22 protein-coding genes are annotated in these 15,593 nt (G+C 30.9%); 13 read left to right on the forward strand and 9 right to left on the reverse strand.

The genetic code is table 11. From position 1 onward, the window contains the following. The first annotated feature begins 47 nt into the window (after positions 1 to 47). From trpD to SJY17_RS00440, 8 genes are all read left to right on the forward strand, one after another. On the forward strand, positions 48 to 1,040 hold the full coding sequence (trpD, locus tag SJY17_RS00405; protein WP_397363462.1) for an anthranilate phosphoribosyltransferase: 993 nt from the start codon (positions 48 to 50) through the stop codon (positions 1,038 to 1,040). Continuing rightward, positions 1,040 to 1,825: an indole-3-glycerol phosphate synthase TrpC gene (gene trpC, locus SJY17_RS00410; protein ID WP_397363463.1), complete on the forward strand. Its 786-nt coding sequence runs from the start codon at positions 1,040 to 1,042 to the stop codon at positions 1,823 to 1,825. The genes trpD and trpC overlap by 1 nt, the downstream gene beginning before the upstream one ends. Before the next feature lie 113 nt (positions 1,826 to 1,938). Next, a complete protein-coding gene (locus SJY17_RS00415) occupies positions 1,939 to 2,574 on the forward strand; it encodes a phosphoribosylanthranilate isomerase (protein ID WP_397363464.1) in 636 nt (211 codons plus the stop codon). Next, entirely contained in the window at positions 2,564 to 3,745 is a 1,182-nt protein-coding gene (trpB, locus tag SJY17_RS00420) for a tryptophan synthase subunit beta (RefSeq protein WP_397363465.1), read from the forward strand. The genes SJY17_RS00415 and trpB overlap by 11 nt, the downstream gene beginning before the upstream one ends. Before the next feature lie 364 nt (positions 3,746 to 4,109). Then, positions 4,110 to 4,877, forward strand: coding sequence for a tryptophan synthase subunit alpha (gene trpA / locus SJY17_RS00425; RefSeq protein ID WP_397363466.1), 768 nt, complete (start codon positions 4,110 to 4,112; stop codon positions 4,875 to 4,877). 5 nt (positions 4,878 to 4,882) lie between these two features. Next, positions 4,883 to 5,107 (forward strand): hypothetical protein, encoded by a 225-nt coding sequence (locus tag SJY17_RS00430; protein WP_397363467.1) that lies wholly within the window; start codon positions 4,883 to 4,885, stop codon positions 5,105 to 5,107. Continuing rightward, a complete protein-coding gene (locus SJY17_RS00435) occupies positions 5,100 to 5,546 on the forward strand; it encodes a tRNA (cytidine(34)-2'-O)-methyltransferase (RefSeq protein ID WP_397363468.1) in 447 nt (148 codons plus the stop codon). Before SJY17_RS00430 ends, SJY17_RS00435 begins: the two co-directional genes overlap by 8 nt. Positions 5,547 to 5,566: 20 nt before the next feature. After that, complete coding sequence (locus SJY17_RS00440; protein WP_397363469.1) at positions 5,567 to 5,983, forward strand: hypothetical protein; 417 nt, start codon at positions 5,567 to 5,569, stop codon at positions 5,981 to 5,983. Between the two features lie 245 nt (positions 5,984 to 6,228). Here the strand turns inward: SJY17_RS00440 and SJY17_RS00445 are convergent, their stop codons facing one another. The 3 genes from SJY17_RS00445 to SJY17_RS00455 are packed head-to-tail and all read right to left on the reverse strand — an operon-like array spanning position 6,229 to position 7,994. Next, positions 6,229 to 6,456 (reverse strand): VF530 family DNA-binding protein, encoded by a 228-nt coding sequence (locus SJY17_RS00445; RefSeq protein ID WP_397363470.1) that lies wholly within the window; start codon positions 6,454 to 6,456, stop codon positions 6,229 to 6,231. Further along, positions 6,456 to 6,671: a DUF6500 family protein gene (locus SJY17_RS00450; RefSeq protein WP_397363471.1), complete on the reverse strand. Its 216-nt coding sequence runs from the start codon at positions 6,669 to 6,671 to the stop codon at positions 6,456 to 6,458. The genes SJY17_RS00445 and SJY17_RS00450 overlap by 1 nt, the downstream gene beginning before the upstream one ends. A 9-nt stretch (positions 6,672 to 6,680) precedes the next feature. Continuing rightward, positions 6,681 to 7,994, reverse strand: coding sequence for a DEAD/DEAH box helicase (locus tag SJY17_RS00455; protein ID WP_397363472.1), 1,314 nt, complete (start codon positions 7,992 to 7,994; stop codon positions 6,681 to 6,683). A gap of 311 nt (positions 7,995 to 8,305) precedes the next feature. On the opposite strand from SJY17_RS00455, the gene SJY17_RS00460 reads away from it, so the two are divergent. The 4 genes from SJY17_RS00460 to SJY17_RS00475 all read left to right on the forward strand — a co-directional run bounded on the left by SJY17_RS00460 (position 8,306) and on the right by SJY17_RS00475 (position 10,064). Continuing rightward, positions 8,306 to 8,560, forward strand: a complete 255-nt coding sequence (locus SJY17_RS00460) for a hypothetical protein (protein ID WP_397363473.1) — start codon at positions 8,306 to 8,308, stop codon at positions 8,558 to 8,560. Then, a complete protein-coding gene (locus SJY17_RS00465) occupies positions 8,529 to 8,939 on the forward strand; it encodes a hypothetical protein (RefSeq protein ID WP_397363474.1) in 411 nt (136 codons plus the stop codon). Before SJY17_RS00460 ends, SJY17_RS00465 begins: the two co-directional genes overlap by 32 nt. A gap of 146 nt (positions 8,940 to 9,085) precedes the next feature. After that, the gene (locus tag SJY17_RS00470) at positions 9,086 to 9,781 is read left to right on the forward strand and encodes a hypothetical protein (RefSeq protein ID WP_397363475.1); all 696 of its coding nucleotides are present in this window, start codon (positions 9,086 to 9,088) and stop codon (positions 9,779 to 9,781) included. A gap of 61 nt (positions 9,782 to 9,842) precedes the next feature. Next, on the forward strand, positions 9,843 to 10,064 hold the full coding sequence (locus SJY17_RS00475; protein ID WP_397363476.1) for a hypothetical protein: 222 nt from the start codon (positions 9,843 to 9,845) through the stop codon (positions 10,062 to 10,064). A 33-nt stretch (positions 10,065 to 10,097) separates the two neighbouring features. Here SJY17_RS00475 and SJY17_RS00480 read toward each other — a convergent pair whose 3' ends face one another. The 6 genes from SJY17_RS00480 to SJY17_RS00505 form a co-directional block, all read right to left on the reverse strand. Next, a complete protein-coding gene (locus SJY17_RS00480) occupies positions 10,098 to 10,772 on the reverse strand; it encodes a uracil-DNA glycosylase family protein (protein WP_397363477.1) in 675 nt (224 codons plus the stop codon). 25 nt (positions 10,773 to 10,797) lie between these two features. Continuing rightward, positions 10,798 to 11,520, reverse strand: coding sequence for a hypothetical protein (locus SJY17_RS00485; RefSeq protein WP_397363478.1), 723 nt, complete (start codon positions 11,518 to 11,520; stop codon positions 10,798 to 10,800). A gap of 76 nt (positions 11,521 to 11,596) precedes the next feature. Then, a complete protein-coding gene (locus tag SJY17_RS00490; RefSeq protein WP_397363479.1) occupies positions 11,597 to 11,935 on the reverse strand; it encodes a hypothetical protein in 339 nt (112 codons plus the stop codon). After that, a complete protein-coding gene (gene yaaA / locus SJY17_RS00495) occupies positions 11,892 to 12,650 on the reverse strand; it encodes a peroxide stress protein YaaA (protein WP_397363480.1) in 759 nt (252 codons plus the stop codon). Before yaaA ends, SJY17_RS00490 begins: the two co-directional genes overlap by 44 nt. Before the next feature lie 213 nt (positions 12,651 to 12,863). Further along, on the reverse strand, positions 12,864 to 13,901 hold the full coding sequence (locus tag SJY17_RS00500) for an RluA family pseudouridine synthase (RefSeq protein WP_397363481.1): 1,038 nt from the start codon (positions 13,899 to 13,901) through the stop codon (positions 12,864 to 12,866). Between the two features lie 2 nt (positions 13,902 to 13,903). Beyond that, the gene (locus SJY17_RS00505; RefSeq protein WP_397363482.1) at positions 13,904 to 14,467 is read right to left on the reverse strand and encodes a PASTA domain-containing protein; all 564 of its coding nucleotides are present in this window, start codon (positions 14,465 to 14,467) and stop codon (positions 13,904 to 13,906) included. Positions 14,468 to 14,605: 138 nt separating this feature from the next. Between SJY17_RS00505 and SJY17_RS00510 the strand changes: the two genes are divergently transcribed. After that, positions 14,606 to 15,580, forward strand: a complete 975-nt coding sequence (locus SJY17_RS00510) for a D-alanine--D-alanine ligase (protein ID WP_397363483.1) — start codon at positions 14,606 to 14,608, stop codon at positions 15,578 to 15,580. Positions 15,581 to 15,593: the final 13 nt, after the last annotated feature.

Genomic DNA, 15,593 nt, shown 5'->3' on the forward strand with positions numbered 1-15,593 from the left:
AAATAGACGTTAAATTAAAAATATTTCCACTTTCGTGGAAAATAGACATGAAACAAATACTAAACAGATTAATAAACCAAGAAAGCATCTCTAGTAAAGAAGCTAAAAACGTATTAGTAAATATTTCTGCAGGACAATATAACCAATCGCAAATAGCAGCTTTTTTAACCGTTTATATGATGCGAAGTATAACATTAGAAGAGCTTCAAGGGTTTAGAGACGCATTACTAGAGCTATGTATTCCTATAGATTTATCAGACTTTAATGCAATAGATTTATGTGGAACAGGAGGAGATGGAAAAGACACGTTTAACATTTCAACTTTAGCTTCTTTTGTAACAGCTGGAGCTGGAGTAAAAGTTGCAAAACATGGTAATTATGGTGTATCATCTGCATCTGGATCATCAAACGTCATGGAAGCTTTAGGGATTCATTTTTCTAACAAATCAGACTTTTTAAAATATTCAATAGACAAAGCTGGCATTTGTGTTTTACATGCACCTTTATTTCATCCAGCTATGAAAAATGTCGCTCCAATCCGTAAAGAACTAGGTGTTAAAACCTTTTTTAATATGTTAGGACCAATGGTAAATCCATCGTTTCCAAAAAATCAAATGGTAGGTGTTTTTAATTTAGAGTTACAACGTTTATACAGCTACTTATACCAAAACACAGATAAAAACTATAGTATTGTTCATGCATTGGATGGTTATGATGAAATTTCATTAACCGGAAACACTAAAATAGTTTCTAATCAGACCGAAACCATGTTAAACCCATCAGATTTAGGTCTTAAAAAAATAGAACAATCTGAAATTTTTGGTGGAAACACAGTTAAAACAGCAGCTGCTATTTTTAAAGATATAATAAAAGGTAATGGAACTGAAGCACAAAATAATGTGGTTTGCGCAAATGCAGGATTAGCAATTGCAACAGTAAATCAAATATCACATTTGGAAGGGTTTGAATTAGCTAAAGAAAGTTTAGAAAGCGGAAAAGCTAAAGCTTGTCTAGAACGATTAATAGAAATTAGTAAGTAATGGATATTTTAACTAAAATAGTAAACGACAAACGCATAGAAGTAAACCTTCGTAAACAACTAATACCAATCAAGCAATTAGAGCAATCAATCTTGTTTGAACGTGAAACAATTTCATTAGCAAAAAAACTAAAAAATAGCACTACAGGTATTATTGCAGAACACAAACGTCGTTCTCCATCAAAACAAGTAATAAACCACAATTTAAATGTCTTTGATGTAGCAAAAGGATATCAAGATGCAGGAGTTTGCGGAATGTCTGTATTAACAGACGGAAAATATTTTGGAGGTAGTTTAGACGATTTATTAACAGCAAGAGCATGTTGTAACCTACCATTATTACGTAAAGAGTTTATCATTGATCCCTATCAAATAATTGAAGCAAAAGCCTATGGAGCAGATGTAATTTTATTAATTGCTGCTATATTAACTAAAGCAGAAATCAAACAATTTTCAGAACTTGCAAAAAGCTTAAATTTGGATGTACTTTTAGAAGTACATAATGAAGCCGAATTAAACAAATCTATGATGCCAAGCCTAGATATGTTAGGTGTTAATAACAGAAATTTAAAAACATTTGAAGTTAGCTTAGAGACCAGCAAACAATTGAGTACATTAATACCAAACGATTTTGTAAAAATATCTGAAAGTGGTATAAGTAGCACTGAAGCTATAAAAGAGTTACAGCCTTTTGGATACAAAGGATTTTTAATAGGCGAAAATTTTATGAAAACAAATAATGCAGGTCAAAGTGCAAAACAATTTATTGAAGCATTAAACAAATAAATAGGTTTGTCATTCCAAACTATCTCACTGAGCGTAGTCAAAGTATGATGAGGAATCCACAAAACTTAATCATTAATAAATTTTCGCTTTAGCGGAAATAAAAAAAATTTAAAATGAAATTAAAAATCTGCGGAATGAAAAATGAAAACAACATCTTAGATGTTGCCGATCTTAGTCCAAATTATATGGGGTTTATTTTTTATGAAAAATCATCACGCTATTTTAATGGCATCATTCCAGAATTACCAGAAGGCATCAAAAAAATAGGTGTTTTTGTTAATTCAACTTTTGATTATATAAGAGGTAAGGTCGAAAAACATGACTTGCAAGGTGTACAATTACATGGTCAAGAATCTCCAGAATTATGTCAACAATTAAAAGATCTTAATATTACTGTAATTAAAGTGTTTTCAATAAAAAACCAATTCAATTTTAAAGTACTTGAACCTTATGAAGACGTTTGTGATCACTATTTATTTGACACAAAAGGAAAAGAACCAGGAGGAAATGGTTATGTTTTTAATTGGAATGTTTTAAAAAACTACCCATCGTCCAAACCTTATTTTTTAAGTGGTGGAATTGGCTTAAAAGAGATGGATGCCATCCTATTATTTTTAAAAAGACCAGAATCTTACTTATGCTTTGGATTTGATGTTAACAGTAAATTCGAAACAGCAGCAGGATTAAAAGACACCACTAAACTTAACGATTTTAAACAAAAATTGATAGCTAACAATTATGAGTTTTAATATTGACAACAAAGGATATTACGGAGAATTTGGAGGTGCTTACATCCCAGAAATGCTATATCCAAACGTAGAAGAACTAAAACAAAACTACCTTAAAATAATGGCAGAACCCTCTTTTAAAAAAGAGTTTGACCAATTATTAAAAGACTATGTTGGACGTCCTTCTCCACTCTATTTTGCTAAAAGATTAAGCAAAAAATACAACACAAAAATTTACTTAAAACGCGAAGATTTAAATCATACAGGAGCACATAAAGTCAATAATACAATTGGACAGATTTTAATGGCAAAACGTTTAGGAAAAACACGTATAATTGCCGAAACTGGAGCAGGACAACATGGTGTTGCAACAGCAACCGTTTGTGCTTTAATGGGACTAAAATGCATTGTTTATATGGGAGAAATTGACATAGCACGTCAAGCTCCAAACGTAGCCAGAATGAAAATGTTAGGTGCAACAGTAGTACCAGCTTTATCAGGTAGTCGCACACTAAAAGATGCTACAAATGAAGCCATTAGAGATTGGATTAACAACCCTGTAGACACACATTATATTATCGGAAGCGTTGTAGGACCACATCCATATCCAGATATGGTTGCACGTTTTCAATCTATAATTAGCGAAGAGATTAAGTGGCAATTACAAGATAAAGAAGGTACAGAAAAACCAGATTATGTCATTGCTTGTGTTGGAGGTGGTAGTAATGCTGCAGGTGCTTTTTATCATTATTTAGATGATACAGATGTAAAACTAATAGCAGTAGAAGCAGCTGGAAAAGGGATACATTCTGGAGAAAGCGCAGCAACATCTGCATTAGGAAAAGAAGGCATAATTCATGGTAGTAAAACCCTATTAATGCAAACAGACGATGGTCAAATTACAGAACCTTATTCCATATCAGCTGGACTAGACTATCCAGGCGTTGGACCAATGCATGCGCATTTATATAAATCTGGACGCGCAGAATTTATTGCTATTACAGATAATCAAGCAATGACTGCAGGATTAGAACTAAGCCAATTAGAAGGTATCATTCCAGCAATAGAAAGTTCTCATGCATTTGCAGTTTTTAATCAAAAGCAATTTAAAACAAACGATGTGGTAGTGATTAATTTATCAGGTCGAGGCGATAAGGATTTACAGAATTATATAGATTATTTTTTGCTCTAAAATTTGGGCGTTACCACAAGGGTCAGGCTTTCAAGGCTCGCTCTCTGCGAGGAGCTCAGACAAACCTTTCAATCCTTAACGCAATAGTGATAAGTGATAAGTGATAAGTGATAAAAACAGAAATTTAAAGGGATTAAAACAAAATATAGCAAAAAAGAAAATCCCAAATCAATTCGCAGAATTGAAAATTGAAATGCAGAAATAATGAACGAAGGAATGAAGATGCAAAGCAAAGCTTTAAGCACGTAATTCCGAAAGTGAATGATGCTTTAGCAATTCCCTCATTTCAATATGATTTTTTGGTTCGTTTTGCATCAAGGCAAAATGAACAAAAGAAAAAACAAATAAAATAAATTCATTTTAAATGAACAGAATAAACCAAAAAATAAAAGACAACAAAAAGCTATTAAGCATATACTTCTCAGCAGGCTATCCTCGATTAGAGGATACTAAAGTAATCATCCAAAACCTTGAAAAAAACGGAGTTGACATGATAGAGATTGGCTTACCATTTAGCGATCCCTTAGCAGATGGACCAACCATACAAGCAAGCTCAACAAAAGCATTAAAAAACGGAATGACAACAGACGTGTTGTTTAACCAATTAAAGGATATCAGACAAACAGTATCTATACCATTAATAATAATGGGATATTTTAACCCAATGTTTCAATATGGTATTGAGGCTTTTTGTAAAAAATGTCAAGAGATTGGTATTGATGGATTAATCATTCCGGATTTACCAGTAGATGTTTATAACGACCAATACAAAGCCATTTTTGAAAAATACGGACTAATAAATGTGTTTTTAATTACACCTCAAACAAGCATAGAGCGTATTAGCTTTATAGATTCTATATCAAACGGATTTATTTATATGGTTAGTAGTGCAAGTGTAACAGGTAGCAATTCTGGTTTTGGAGAAGAGCAGACTAACTATTTTAAACGTATTGCAGACCTAAATTTAAAAAATCCACAAATTGTAGGTTTTGGTATATCAGACAATAAAACGTTTACACAAGCCACAACTTATGCAAAAGGTGCAATTATTGGAAGTGCATTTATTAAGCACTTATCTAAAAATGGTGTAAACAAAATTGATAGCTTTGTAAATAATATTTTAAACACGTAATTACATTGAAACCTTTTAACGACTTAAGAATTATAATTTTATTATGCTTGACCTTAGGTTTAGCACCTTTTTTTCCAGAACCACATATTTGGGGAAAAATTAAATGGATTGCTGGAGGAGCCAATGGTATGCAACTAAAAGATTGGTTTGATGTTGTCATGCATGGATTTCCTTGGGTATTATTAATTAGATTAATTATTGTAAAATTAGCGCCAAAAAAAGATGCTTAATATTGTTTTAATAGAACCCGAAATACCTAATAACACAGGTAATATTGGACGACTAGCTTTAGCTTCTGGAAGCAAACTACACTTAGTAAAACCTTTTGGTTTTGAGCTTAGCGATAAACGACTAAAACGTGCTGGACTAGATTACTGGAAACATTTAGACGTTATTATTTACGAGTCTAATGAGGATTTTTTTAATAAAAACAAAGACGCAAACTTTGCCTTCTTTTCTAGTCATGGAACAAAATTGCATTGGGATATTCCGTTTACAGACAACCAATTTCTAGTATTTGGAAAAGAGTCTGTTGGATTAGATAAAAACATTATTGAAACACATTCAGACGCACTTTATAAAATACCGCTTTATAGCGAACATATTAGAAGTCTAAACCTTGCCAATGCTGTTAGCATAGTTATTTATGAAGGTTTAAGGCAGTTATAGTAAAACAAAACTTTTTAATTATGAAAAAAACACTTTTAGTTCTTTTAACATTAACACTATTCTCTTTTAGCCCAACCCAAAACAAGTACAACCTAATAGGAAAGTGGATTGGAGAAGATAAAAACGATAGTTTTATAGTAATATTTGAAAATGATGGTTATGCTGAATTCCAAATGAATGGGGAAATTCTTGGTGGAAAAGAATTTGTAATGAATGGAAAAAAAGGGAAGATGACCTACACAATTAACTATGAAACTTCACCAATAGAACTTGATTTTAAGGTAACATTATTAGAAACTGGAGAAAGTCGAAATTTATATGGTATCGCTAAATTTATTGACAAAAACTCTATTCAACTTTCTATTGAATATAACTCAATTAGACCAACAGAATTTAATAATGAAAATTCATCAATATTGATGCGATCTGATAAATAATAATCTACTTAATATTTACTAAATCATTGAAACAAATTCATGTTTACTTTATAAAAAACCACTTTATAGCAAACATATTAGAAATTTAAATCTGGAAAATGCTGTAGGAATTATAGTTTAGAAGGCTTAAGACAATTAAAATAGCTACTTGACTTTGTCAAAATTTTATACTAACTTCGTTTAACGTCTGATATAAGTCATTAAAACGACATCATATCAGAGAAATTAAACGAAAACTTCAAAAATCATTTAGCATTCTTCCTCAAATACTCTAAATACATAGTCTCAACTTTGGTTCTAGCCCAAGGCATACGACGCAAAAATTTTAAACTTGATTTTATTGATGGATTATCTGTAAAACATTTAATTTTAATATTATAACCTAAATATTCCCAACCATAATGCGCTTGTAACTCAGTTACAATTTGCTCTAATTTAACACCATGCAATGGGTTGTTTTTTTGGGTTTCCACTATAGGTTTTCTATTAAGTTTTTTATCTTAATTGCTTTTTCAAAATGGTCTAACTTATGGGTTTTAATCCACCAAGTAGCAGCTTCCATTAACAACACTGGGTTATCATTTTTGTTTTTAAAAAAAGCATAAAAAGACACACCAACAGCGTCTCCTTTTTGTGCTATTTTTTTATTACAAACTTCAATAATCTTATTTTTTAAAACTGGTGTCATTGTATTAAACTAGCGTCTATTATTACTTTGGTTACCGCTTCTGTTTTTGTTTCGGCTTCTGTTTCGTCCACCACCAGAATTTGATGAATTGTTATTTCTTCCAGAATTATTTCCTCCACCTTTAGCTTTTTGTTTTCTAGGTTGCTGTCTTCTATTTTGACCAGGTTTAATTGGTGCAGTAGAGGCGTTTGGATCAGGCTCAAAACCTTCCATGATTTCAATAGGTAATTTCATACCTATTAATTTTTGAATATCACGTAAAAAAGTAGTCTCGTCAGCACTTACTAAAGATATTGCTTCTCCATTTGCTCCTGCACGACCTGTACGACCAATTCTGTGCACATAATCTTCAGAAATATTAGGAATTTCAAAGTTAATAACATGAGGTAATAATGGTATGTCTAATCCTCTAGCTGCAATATCTGTTGCAACTAAAACACTAATACTTCCGCTTTTAAAACCTGCTAAAGCTCTGGTACGTGCACCTTGACTTTTATTTCCATGGATTGCAGCTGCTTTAATACCAGCTTTAATCATTTTTTCTACTAGCTTATTTGCACCATGTTTAGTACGATTAAAAACCAATACTTGTTTCCAGTTTCCGTCAGTAATTAACTTAATAATTAATTCGGTTTTTTTAGCTTTTGCAACACGAAACACTTTTTGTGTTATCGCCTCAACTGTTGTGTTTTCTGGAGTTGCTTCTACTTGTACTGGACGATTTAAAATACCGTTTGCTAGTTTTCTAATATCTTTTGAAAACGTTGCCGAAAACATCAAGTTTTGACGCTTGTCTGGCATTAGCTTCATGACACGTTCTATATCGCGTAAAAAGCCCATATCCAACATACGATCTGCTTCGTCTAAAACAAAAATCTCTACACGTTTTAATGATAGTAATCCTTGAGATTCTAAATCTATTAAACGTCCAGGAGTTGCCACTAAAACATCAATACCTTGACGTATTGTTGCTGCTTGTGGTTTTTGATTAACACCTCCAAAAATAACAGCACTACGCAAGTTTAAAAACTCGCTATACTCTTTTACGTTTGCATAAACTTGTGCAGCCAACTCACGTGTTGGTGTTAAAATTAATGCACGAATAGGTCTATACTTTTCTTTTGGGTTTTCTGATAATATATGTAGTAATGGTAATGTAAAACCTGCTGTTTTACCAGTTCCAGTTTGCGCAGAAGCTAACACATCATGACCTTGTAATACTGGCGGAATGGCTTTTGCTTGAATTGGACTTGGTGTAGTGTATCCTTTTTTGCTAATGGCTTTTAGCAAGGCTTCGGATAAGCCTAAAGATTGAAATGACATAAATACTGTTTATTGAGATAAACACTATTTAGTTAGGCTACCTCTTTTAATTTATTGCAAAGGTACAGCTAAATAATGGGTTTAAAATTTTTATTAAATTTTGTTTAGCATATACACACATTGCTTTGTTGGTTTTTAAATTTCTTTTTGTATTTTTAGATAACCAAAAAAGCAAGCGTATTCTCGCTTGTTTTTTGTAAAACAATGAAGTCAAAATCATCCCTTTGCAAATACTGACTTGATAAGTGATTTTATATTTTTAAAAATTAAAAACCTAACTAGAAATAGTTACGCTTAAAAATTCAATTTAAATGGGACAAAATAAATTTAAAATAGCTTTTGAAGATGGTACGACTAAAACTGCTTCAATAAATATAATTAGTCCTAAAGATGTTGTCATGTTTGTTGCTGGAACCACAGACCCAATAAACACAACTGCTGCAAACCACGAAGCGAATAGTGATTATTGGAGAACTACAAAAAACGGTTTAAAAAACATAAGAGCAAGTGTTGCTGATTTAAAACCACAATTTCATGACCTTCATACTCGAAGACGATTTTTTTAGTTGGTCAGGAGACAACAATAACAAAGACAGAACCACAGGAGCCAACAGACTTTTATATTTAATTTACAGACTTTATCCAAATTGGAAAGATGAATATGTTTACTTTCATTTTATTGGACATTCTCATGGTGGAAACGTGATAAACGAATACACTAACGTTATTGCAAATGATAGTAGTTTTCCAGAAAAATGGAAAGTAAAATCTATTACTTACTTGTCTACTCCATTTTTTAAAAAACAACACCAACTTAAACACAAACACCTTCATCCAGATTGCAAACTAATAAATGTCCATAACGAGTATGGTATTACACAACGTTTTGTTGCTGATTTTTCTTTAAAAAACCTGGAGATTTTATTAGCTAATTATGATGCTTGAAATTTTGACAAAGCTTTAAAAAGAATAAAAGAAACAGACTTTGGAGTCTATGACCATTTAGGAATTTGGAATGTTATAAATAATAAAACCGAAGGACCTAAATTTGGGAACAAACTATTATTTTATTAGATGGTGTAAAACAATTAATGAAAGTAGTTATTGATAGTTTTAAGGCATTTGACACAACACCTTTATTAGCAACTCAAAAGGCTGAATTATTAGGTCATTTTAATACTATATCACTTTGGGCAACAACACAAAGTCAAGTTTTTGTAAATAACAGAATTAAAAGAAAAGGTGGTTATGGTCGAGCAGAATTTTTTGAAGACCTAAATTTATTACAAGTTTTAAATATTGTCAATACTCTTTTTGCTATAAACAATGGGATAAATGGTAGTTACTTATTAGGTGTATTAGATTCTATTTTTAAAACGAATAATTCTGGAGTTGTAGATCAAATAGACGATACTTCTTGGACACCTACAAACCAAGTAAATGGTAAGTTTGAAATTGTTGACGTTAATATTACAGACGAAGACCCTTATCATAAAAAGAATAAAAAATCTAACTATGATGGTTTTATTGATGGTATTGAAAAAGGTGTAAAATCAAACGGAAAAGAAGTAAAAAATGGTAGTGGTAAATCAAGCATAGACTTATTAACCAATATATATGTTGGAAATTTTTATGATGTATATGAAGGACAATTAAGAAAGCTTCCAACCATTACTAAAACTATGGTTTTACCAGAAACCTTTTTGTATTGTTTTAGTGATGCTATAAATTTTGAGTTTGAAAAACAATGTCTTAAACTTTATGAAAACGCTAAAAAACAAGACTAAAACAAGCATTATTATTGATTAATCTTAACTGTAGTATATTGCAATATAAATTATACTTTTTATGAAAATAAACCTATTGTCTTGTGATGCTCAAAGACCAGACCGAAGAGCTATATCTAAATGTATTACAGAGATTTCTAACATTAGTGGTTCTTTATCTAATGAGCTTACAGATATCCTTCTGGAAGGAGACGCTGTAGATATTGAAGTAGAAGACAAAAACTCTGGCACTGCTTTAAGAGCTTTGAGAAAGCTAAATATAGACTACGAAATTATCGAGTAAACATAATATATCGTTTAACTTAAAGCGAATATCCTAAATAAACTCACTATACTGCATCACTCTAAAATCAAACGTATTAAACTTAGGGTTTTTAGCTTTTAATTGTTTGTATAAAGGATTACTACCTATAGCTATATTTGCAGCTCCAGAACCTGATGTTAATGATACTGTTTTTATTACACGTTGTTTAGACTGCTTTGCTTGTTTTGGCATAACAAACTGATGAATTTTTGGTGTCACTTTTGACACTAATTCTAATTTTATATTATAGTCTTTAATATGTTTCCTAAAAAAATATTCTGGACCATTTTTACTATTTCCTCCTGTAAATAATAAAGTATTTATGCTTGGGTATTTTTGCAAATAACCAATAACATCTCTTAGCATAATGTTTTGCATACCTATGTCTGATGCATCAATCTTTTCACGTTCCGCACTATCAACAATATCACAAACACCAATTTGATGTTTGATAAAAAATGCTTTTCTTTCTTCAACCGCTTCTTGAGAGTTGTCGTAGCGTAATCCTAAATCATGAATTTTATCTATATAAAGCCACAGACTATTATAATAACTTCCATAACAAAAATTAACGTCTTTTTCTAACAAATCACCTGTTGTAAAACGTGGTGGTGGCAATGTACCAACGATTAGTTTTTTAGTATCTGATTTTATAAAAGGTGGATATGGATGTTTGTGTTTAAACACTATTTAGTTTTATGATTTTAAAAGGTTATAATGTTCCTAAAAGTTTTTCTGTTTCTAAAGCTGTGCTTCTGTATTTTCTTTTATTTGTAGCTGTCAAATTTTTGGTTTCTAAACTAATATCTTCTAAAATCTCTTTAGCATCTTTAGTTTTTCCTTTATCTAATAAAAACTTAGCTAAAACCAACCGTTCTTCATAATTAGAATAGCGTTTATCGATTGCTCTTAATTGACTTTCTGCTAAATCCGTTTGTCCTACTTTATCTAAAGATAACCCATAGATAAATTGAGATTTTGAGCCAATAAAATCAGGTTTATCATTAATTTTTTTTGCATAAAAAATTACTTTTTCAAAATTAGAACTATTGTAATAACTCGCAATCAATTGGTTTACTACGTAAAAATCATAATAAGAATCTTCTTTTATTGCCTCTTCATAATATTTAATAGCATTTAAATAATCTTTATTTTCAAAATAAGCATCTGCAAGATTTACGCGGTTTTGAAAAGTCTCTGAGAAGGCAAGCACTTTTTCAAGATCTTTAATCTTTTTTGTAGGGTTTATTAACGAAACAATATCTTTTGAAATAGTTTCTGCATCCTTTTTATTATAAACATGAGTTAACAAATAAATAATTGACCCAACCAAAGGAACAAACACTATCAAAAAAATCCAGTAGTAATCATTTTTATGTTTTAATAAATGATAGATACAAAATCCTTGAATAGCAATAATTAAGTAATAATGCATGTTTATGTTAGTTTTAAAAACCTAAAAATAGTAAAGTAAACTGTAAAAAATATTTTAAACAATTAATTATAGAAACCTACACCTTAATTTCGTTACCTATTTTTTTACCAAGTACATAAGCTCCATAAACTGCAAGAATTATAATTACGATAGTAAAAAACACATATAATGGGTAAAGTATTACATCTGTTTTTGAGTTTAAACAAAAAGTATCTGTAATACAAACGGTTACAGCATCTTCATATAGTTTTGGTAACAAAAAACTAACTAAAAGTAATATACCTGTTGCAGATAAGAGATACTTTACATTTTTACTTTTTGCAGGTTTCCCTGTTGCTTTAAACAAATTACGCTCAGTCTCTGTACGCTTGTTATCTTGTAAAGACCAAGTCTTTTTGGGTTGAGAGGTTTCCATCAAATTGATAGTTGTTATAGTTAAATTGTTTTAAATCGTCTATTGTTTTTGCATTAGTATCTATGACATATCTAGCCATTAAGCCACGAGCTTCTTTAGCAAAAAACGATATTATTTTAAGTTTTCCGTTTTTAAATTCTTTAAAATTAGCAGTTACTACAGGTACCTTTAACGCTTTGGTGTCTATTGCTTTAAAATACTCATTTGAGGCTAGGTTTAAAAACACTTCGTCATCGACTAGCTCTTCATTTAAAGCTTTAACGATGTCTTTTTTCCAGAATTCGTATAGGTTTTTTTTAGTACCAATTTTTAGTTTAGTTCCCATTTCTAATCTATAGGGTTGTATTAAATCTAATGGTTTTAATACACCATATAAACCTGATAGAATCCTTACTGTGTTTTGGGTTAATTCTAACTTATCTTTTGGTATGTTATAAGCATCTAAACCTTTATATACATCTCCATTAAAGGCATACATAGCTTGTCTTGCATTGTCTTTTGTAAATGGTAATGTCCAATCTTGATTCCTATTGTAATTTAGTTGTGCTAAATTATCGCTAATGCTCATTAATTTAGACAATGTATTTGGGCTTTTCTTTTTTAAAAGGGTATTTAGTTTTTTAGATTGCTCTAAAAACAAAGACTCTGTTGCTTTTGTTGTTGGTATTTTGGTTTCAAAATCTAATGATTTTGCTGGAGATATAACTAGTTTCATTATGTTTTTTTTCTGGAACTAATTTACGAATAGTACTTTAGTTTTAGACATTGTAACTATAGTAATTTTAAATATTAAAATTTGTTTTTACTATAACTGAGTGAAGTGCGTTAGCGATAAAAGTGGCATCCTTTTTTTGCTGCCATATATGGCAAAAAAAGATATAACGGATAGCGCGACCCTTGTGGTAACGCCCAAACTATTAATATTAGATTATTCCATATGTTTTGAATAGCCTCTCCATTTTTGGATACAGTTTGCTATATCTTCCGGAATTGGTGACTCAAAACTCATAAATTTATTTGTTGTTGGATGTACAAATCCTAAAGTTTTTGCATGTAAAGCTTGACGTGGTAATACTTTAAAACAATTGTCTACAAATTGCTTGTATTTGGTAAATGTGGTTCCTTTTAGGATTAGGTTTCCGCCATAACGCTCGTCATTAAACAAGGTATGTCCTATATGCTTCATGTGTACACGTATTTGGTGTGTACGTCCTGTTTCTAGCTTGCAACTTACTAAGGTTACGTAACCTAAACGCTCTAACACTTTGTAGTGCGTTACAGCTGGCTTACCTTTGTCTTCATCCTCTCCATAATATACTGTGTTTTGAAGCCTGTTTTTTGGGTGTCTTCCAATGTTACCTTCAATCGTACCATCTTCTTCATCCATGTTTCCCCAAACTATTGCAACGTACTCACGCTCGCTTGTTTTTGCTTTAAACTGAGCAGACAAATGCGCCATAGCTACTTCTGTTTTTGCAACAACCAATAATCCAGAGGTATCTTTATCTATCCTATGGACTAATCCTGGACGATCGCTAGAGTTATTTGGTAAATTATCGAAATGAAAAATTAACGCATTAATTAATGTCCCAGAGTAATTACCATGTCCTGGATGTACTACCATTCCTGCTGGTTTATTAACAACCAATAATTGATCGTCTTCGTAAACAATATCTAGTGGTAAGTCCTCTCCTACTAATAAGTTTTCGTGTGGTGGATGCTCAAAACGTACTGCAATTTTATCTTCTGGTTTTACCTTATAATTAGATTTTACCGGAACTTCGTTTACAAAAATACTTCCGTTTTTTGCTGCTTCTTGTATTTTATTACGTGTAGCATTTTCAATTTTGTTCATTAACCATTTGTCAATACGCAATGGGCTTTGACCTTTATCTGCTACAAAACTATGATGCTCATATAATGTGTCTGACTTTTCTTCTGGTAATTCTGGTGTATAGTTGTCCATAATTAGTTTCCTGATGGACGATTACCGTTACCTAAAACAACATCAATAACTGATGTTTTTGGTAATTTAGTATCTGGATTTAATACATTTCCATTATATCTTAAACCCAGAACCATATCTTTTCCAATATTGTCTATATAAGTTGTTTTTCCTAATTTAAAACCTAATGCTTCTAACATTGGTTTTGCTTGTCTAAATGTACGTTGACGTAAATCTGGCACTGCAATTTTGCGGTAACCTGATGGATTAAGCGTAATGTATATTTTACGGTTTTCTTTTACTTGATTATTTGCTTTAGGATCTTGCTCTATAACAGAGTACTTAGGGTAATTTGGGTTAAAATTTGCCGAATCCTGAATTTGCATTACTAAGTTATTTTCTTCTAATTCTATCTTAGCAACTTTTATAGACTTACCTGTTAAATCCGGAACGGTTTCAAAATCACCATTATTAGTAGTAAAGTTTAACCACTTACCAATTAAAAACACTAATATAAGAGTTGCAATTGCTGCTATTGCTAATTGCTTAAAAAACACTTTACTTTTAAGAAAACTTACGATACTCATTTAACAAATTTTAAGTAGACAAATATATAAAAACAAAAAGGTTTTACCTTCTGAATAAAATAAATGATATTTTTACAAAACGAATATTTTATCTGTTTATTGGATTTTTACATAAATCTGAAAATACTTTTTGCATAAATGAAAAAAAATATTGCCATAATAATGGGAGGTTATTCTAGCGAATATAAAATCTCTTTAAAAAGCGGAAACGTAGTTTATCAAACACTTGACAAAGACAAGTACAACGCCTATCGTATACATATCTTTAAAGACAAATGGGTTTATATTGATGATAAAAACAAAGAGTTTACTATTGACAAAAACGATTTTTCTGTAACAGTAAATAATACTAAAATAAATTTTGATTGTGTATTTAATGCCATACATGGTAGTCCTGGAGAAGATGGGTTTATGCAAGGTTATTTTAAACTACTTAATATACCTCATACTAGCTGCGACATGTATCAAGCAAGCTTAACGTTTAACAAACGTGACTGTTTAAGTGTTTTAAAACCTTACGGAATTTTAACTGCAGAAAGCTATTATCTAAATCTTGGAGATGCTATAAATGAAGATAATATTATTGACAAAGTTGGCTTACCTTGTTTTGTTAAAGCTAATAAAGCTGGTAGTAGTTTTGGAATAAGTAAAGTGCATAAAAAAGAAGATTTACAGCAAGCAATTGACCATGCTTTTAAAGAAGATGACGAGATAATTATAGAATCCTTTTTAGACGGAACAGAAGTATCTGTTGGTGTTATTACTTATAAAGGAAAAACTAAAGTATTGCCAATTACAGAAATTGTTAGCGACAATGATTTTTTTGATTACGAAGCTAAATACTTAGGAAAATCTCAAGAAATTACTCCTGCAAGACTAACAAAAGAGCAAGAAGAGAAAGTTAATACTGTTGCTAGAAAAGTATATGACATTTTAAAAATGAAAGGATTTTCGCGAAGCGAATTTATCTTTAAAGATGGAGAACCTCATCTTTTAGAGATGAATACAGTTCCTGGCTTAACAAATGCTAGTATTTTACCACAACAAGCGCAAGAAGCAGGAATAACTATGGAAAAATTATTTAGTAATGCTATTGAAGAAGCTTTAAAATAATTATTCTATATTT

Origin of the sequence: Olleya sp. R77988 (assembly GCF_044594215.1) — a bacterium.
Classification (GTDB): Bacteria; Bacteroidota; Bacteroidia; order Flavobacteriales; family Flavobacteriaceae; genus Olleya.

Excerpts from the sequence above, each read along its gene's own strand:
- trpD (WP_397363462.1), top strand. The coding sequence starts at position 48 with ATGAAACAAATACTAAACAGATTAATAAACCAAGAAAGCATCTCTAGT.
- trpC (WP_397363463.1), top strand. The coding sequence starts at position 1,040 with ATGGATATTTTAACTAAAATAGTAAACGACAAACGCATAGAAGTAAAC.
- SJY17_RS00415 (WP_397363464.1), top strand. The coding sequence starts at position 1,939 with ATGAAATTAAAAATCTGCGGAATGAAAAATGAAAACAACATCTTAGAT.
- trpB (WP_397363465.1), top strand. The coding sequence starts at position 2,564 with ATGAGTTTTAATATTGACAACAAAGGATATTACGGAGAATTTGGAGGT.
- trpA (WP_397363466.1), top strand. The coding sequence starts at position 4,110 with ATGAACAGAATAAACCAAAAAATAAAAGACAACAAAAAGCTATTAAGC.
- SJY17_RS00435 (WP_397363468.1), top strand. The coding sequence starts at position 5,100 with ATGCTTAATATTGTTTTAATAGAACCCGAAATACCTAATAACACAGGT.
- SJY17_RS00440 (WP_397363469.1), top strand. The coding sequence starts at position 5,567 with ATGAAAAAAACACTTTTAGTTCTTTTAACATTAACACTATTCTCTTTT.
- SJY17_RS00450 (WP_397363471.1), bottom strand. The coding sequence starts at position 6,671 with ATGACACCAGTTTTAAAAAATAAGATTATTGAAGTTTGTAATAAAAAA.
- SJY17_RS00455 (WP_397363472.1), bottom strand. The coding sequence starts at position 7,994 with ATGTCATTTCAATCTTTAGGCTTATCCGAAGCCTTGCTAAAAGCCATT.
- SJY17_RS00460 (WP_397363473.1), top strand. The coding sequence starts at position 8,306 with ATGGGACAAAATAAATTTAAAATAGCTTTTGAAGATGGTACGACTAAA.
- SJY17_RS00465 (WP_397363474.1), top strand. The coding sequence starts at position 8,529 with ATGACCTTCATACTCGAAGACGATTTTTTTAGTTGGTCAGGAGACAAC.
- SJY17_RS00470 (WP_397363475.1), top strand. The coding sequence starts at position 9,086 with ATGAAAGTAGTTATTGATAGTTTTAAGGCATTTGACACAACACCTTTA.
- SJY17_RS00475 (WP_397363476.1), top strand. The coding sequence starts at position 9,843 with ATGAAAATAAACCTATTGTCTTGTGATGCTCAAAGACCAGACCGAAGA.
- SJY17_RS00485 (WP_397363478.1), bottom strand. The coding sequence starts at position 11,520 with ATGCATTATTACTTAATTATTGCTATTCAAGGATTTTGTATCTATCAT.
- SJY17_RS00490 (WP_397363479.1), bottom strand. The coding sequence starts at position 11,935 with ATGGAAACCTCTCAACCCAAAAAGACTTGGTCTTTACAAGATAACAAG.
- yaaA (WP_397363480.1), bottom strand. The coding sequence starts at position 12,650 with ATGAAACTAGTTATATCTCCAGCAAAATCATTAGATTTTGAAACCAAA.
- SJY17_RS00500 (WP_397363481.1), bottom strand. The coding sequence starts at position 13,901 with ATGGACAACTATACACCAGAATTACCAGAAGAAAAGTCAGACACATTA.
- SJY17_RS00505 (WP_397363482.1), bottom strand. The coding sequence starts at position 14,467 with ATGAGTATCGTAAGTTTTCTTAAAAGTAAAGTGTTTTTTAAGCAATTA.
- SJY17_RS00510 (WP_397363483.1), top strand. The coding sequence starts at position 14,606 with ATGAAAAAAAATATTGCCATAATAATGGGAGGTTATTCTAGCGAATAT.